The sequence below is a fragment of the Mesorhizobium sp. M7D.F.Ca.US.004.03.1.1 genome (assembly GCF_003998635.1).
GTDB lineage: Bacteria > Pseudomonadota > Alphaproteobacteria > Rhizobiales > Rhizobiaceae > Mesorhizobium > Mesorhizobium loti.
This window is the reverse complement of the sequence record NZ_RZQG01000716.1, coordinates 1-3,157: the sequence shown is the minus strand read 5'-3', so window position 1 is coordinate 3,157 and position 3,157 is coordinate 1. Positions and strand designations below refer to the sequence as shown.

Sequence of the window (3,157 nt, the reverse complement as noted above, 5' to 3'; positions counted from 1 at the left end):
GATGTGCCTGTGGTGCTGGTCGGCGACATCGATCGCGGCGGCGTCATCGCCTCAGTTGCCGGAACGCATCTGATCTTGCCGGAAGAAGACCGGCGCATGATCGTCGGCTACCTCATCAACAAGTTTCGCGGCGACGTTTCCCTGTTCGACGACGGCATCAGGTCGATCGAGAAATTCACGGGCTGGCGCTGTTTTGGCGTCGTTCCGTGGCTGAAGGCGGCGGCACGCCTTCCTTCGGAAGATTCGGTGGTGCTGGAACGGCTGGCGTCCGGCGAAGCGCGCGCATTGAAGGTGGCCGTGCCGGTGCTTGGCCGTATCGCCAATTTCGACGATCTCGACCCGCTCAAGGCCGAACCGCAGGTCGAGGTGGTGTTCGTGCCGCCGGGAAAGTCGCTGCCCGCCGATGCCGGGCTGGTGGTCATTCCAGGCTCGAAGTCGACGATCGGCGATCTCCTGAAATTCCGCGAGAACGGTTGGGACCGCGACCTTCTTGCCCATCGCACGCGCGGCGGCCATGTCGTCGGCATTTGCGGCGGCTTCCAGATGCTCGGCCGTATCGTGCGCGACCCCGACGGCATCGAAGGCAGCGTCACCGAGGCCGAAGGGCTTGGCCTGCTCGACATCGAAACGGTGATGGAACCGGAAAAGACGGTGCGCAATGTCAGTGCCCACTCGGTGCCGTTCGACCTGCCGCTCGAAGGCTACGAAATCCATCTCGGCCGCACCACCGGGCCGGATACGCTGCGGCCTTCCGCCGTCATCAACGGTATCGATGACGGTGCTGTGTCGGCCGATGGCAAGGTGATCGGCACCTATATGCATGGCCTGTTTGGCGCCGACGGCTTTCGCGGGAGATTCCTCGAAAGCCTCGGCATCAAGGGCGGTGGCATCGACTACCGGGCCGAGGTCGAGCGGGCGCTGGACGAGGTCGCAGCCGAGTTGGAGACCCATCTCGACTGTGACGCGATCTTTGCGCTGGCTCGGTAATTCGCGACGCAGGCTGGCTCAGGCCCTTTCGCCCGCCTTCGGCCAGTAGGTGCCAAACGACCAGACGTTGCCTTCCGGGTCGCGGCAGATGAATTCGCGGCTGCCATAGTCGCGGTTCGTCAATTCCTGGATGATCGTGGCGCCGGCCTTCCTGGCCTTGGCATAGGCGGCATCGGCATCATCGACGGCAATGTAGATCGACTTGCCGCCGCCTGAGCCGGGTTCGCCGACCATCTTGCCGTAGTCGTCGTCGCGCACCGCGCCCAGCATGATCATCGAGGAGCCGAAGACCAGTTCGGCATGGTGCACGACATCGCCTTCGCCATACCGGGCGCGAACGCTGAAGCCGAAAGCCTCGCCCAGCCAGTCGATCATTTTTGCCGCGTTCTTGTAGCGCAAAGCCGGGTAGAGGCGGGGCGCTTCAGTGGTGGTGGGCATGGGAACTCCTTCAGTCGGGTTGGTCGATGAACCCTGTTTGTGCATGTCGTTGTCCCAAAACCGCTGCGCACTTTTGGGCGACATGCATCACTCTGTTCGAAGGCTGTTCCAGCGTCTTGAAGAAATGTTACCTGACTGAGAGCGCGGTCGGCGTCTCGCCGGCAAGGTCGCGGAACTCGCGCACCAGATGCGCCTGGTCGGCATAGCCACAATCGGCGGCGATGCCAGCCCAGTCGACGGTTTGCTGCCTCGACAGGCCGAGCGCGCGGTTGAAGCGGACGATGCGCGACAGCGTCTTGGGGCCAATGCCGATGGCGTTGGAAAAACTGCCGGCGAGATGTTTGCGGCTCCAGCCCAGCCTTTCGGCGATCGATGCAATGCGGGTCCGGCCGCCGGATGTGATGATGCGGTCATAGGCCCAGGCGATTTCGAGCGGCGTTTCTGGGGCATTCTCGAGACGGGCGGTGACGAAGGCTTCGACCATGTCGAAACGCGTCGTCCAGTCCGGCGCGTTGCCAAGCCGTTCACGCAGCGCCAAGCCTTGCGCGCCCAGCACGTCGTCGAGGACGACCATGCTGTCGGCCAGTTCGCTCATCGGCAGGCGGAAGAAACGGCGTGCGCCAAGCGGCGTGAAGTTGACCTGGACGCAGCAGGCGCCGCCGAAGGATTCGATCACCACCGGTCCGGCATAGAGGCCGGCGGCGAAACTGGCGAAGCGGTCATTGTCGCCGGGCGCCTTGCCGAGGCCGATGGCGAAGGGTTCGGCGAAGCTGATGACCAGGGGTACGGTGAGCGACGCGTATTCGACGTTGCGAAGATGGCCGGCCGCCATTTCGCGATAGCCGCAAATATCTGAGACGATCCCCGCAAGTCGAGGATTGGGCAGGCGCCGGCGCATCTCGAACCGCCCGGCGACGGATCGGTCCTGCTCTTGCTGGAGTTGCATCTCGACTGGCATCGGCCATCCTTGCGCCAAGGCAAATCTAGCAGACCCGGGGCCGGAATCAAAAGCGCCCGGCTTTTGGCCGGGCGCTCCTCGTCCCCACTTCAAGGGAAATGGTCAGGCGCCGCGCATCAGGCAGCCGCCGGCAAGCACGATGAAAGCAATAAGAACAATCCACACCGATGCGAGTGGAATGAACGCAAGAACGCCAAGCGCGGCGAGAACGCCGATGATGGCGACAACAACGGAGATAATAAAAACAATCTGGGTAGGTGCGCTAAGATTCATGTGTGGCTCCTCCAACATGATTCGAACACCGGCATTCTATCAGGGCGCGTGATCACACACCAATCAGGGCCCGCAGTGGGTTCGCCGGGTCGGCCAGCAGCTTCACCGCCAGCGCCAGGCACACGATCACAAGCAGCGGCTTGATCAGTTTTGCGCCGATGCGCATGGCCAGGCTGGCGCCGACGCGAGCGCCGAGGAACTGGGCAACGCCCATCATCAGGCCGATCTTCCAATAGACGACGCCGAAGGCCGCGAAGACGATGAAGCCGCCGATGTTGGAGGCGAAGTTGAGCAGCTTGGTATGCGCCGTCGCCTTGAGCACGCCGTAGCCGGCAAGCGCCACGAAGGCCAGCATGTAGAAGGAGCCGGCGCCTGGTCCGAACAGGCCGTCGTAGAAGCCGATGGCAGGCACCAGGGTCAGTCCGAACAGGAACGGCGACAGGCGCTCGGCGCGATCCACATCATTCATGTTGGGCTTGAACGCGAAGTAGAGTGCGATGG

5 protein-coding genes are annotated in these 3,157 nt (G+C 63.2%); 1 reads left to right on the top strand and 4 read right to left on the bottom strand.

Annotation, left to right across the window (positions count from 1 at the left end; all coding sequences use genetic code 11):
- A partial coding sequence (locus tag EN935_RS28555; protein WP_127373861.1) for a cobyric acid synthase occupies positions 1-987 on the top strand: 987 nt, incomplete at its 5' end.
- A gap of 18 nt (positions 988-1,005) precedes the next feature.
- On the opposite strand, the gene EN935_RS28550 is transcribed toward EN935_RS28555, so the two are convergent.
- The 4 genes from EN935_RS28550 to EN935_RS28535 all read right to left on the bottom strand — a co-directional run.
- On the bottom strand, positions 1,006-1,425 hold the full coding sequence (locus EN935_RS28550) for a VOC family protein (protein WP_127264702.1): 420 nt from the start codon (positions 1,423-1,425) through the stop codon (positions 1,006-1,008).
- Positions 1,426-1,552: 127 nt separating this feature from the next.
- Entirely contained in the window at positions 1,553-2,383 is an 831-nt protein-coding gene (locus EN935_RS28545; RefSeq protein WP_127264703.1) for an AraC family transcriptional regulator, read from the bottom strand.
- Between the two features lie 102 nt (positions 2,384-2,485).
- Entirely contained in the window at positions 2,486-2,656 is a 171-nt protein-coding gene (locus EN935_RS28540; RefSeq protein ID WP_127264704.1) for a hypothetical protein, read from the bottom strand.
- A 52-nt stretch (positions 2,657-2,708) separates the two neighbouring features.
- Positions 2,709-3,157, bottom strand: a 449-nt coding sequence (locus EN935_RS28535) for a TSUP family transporter (protein ID WP_164771400.1), incomplete at its 5' end; no start/stop codon positions are given.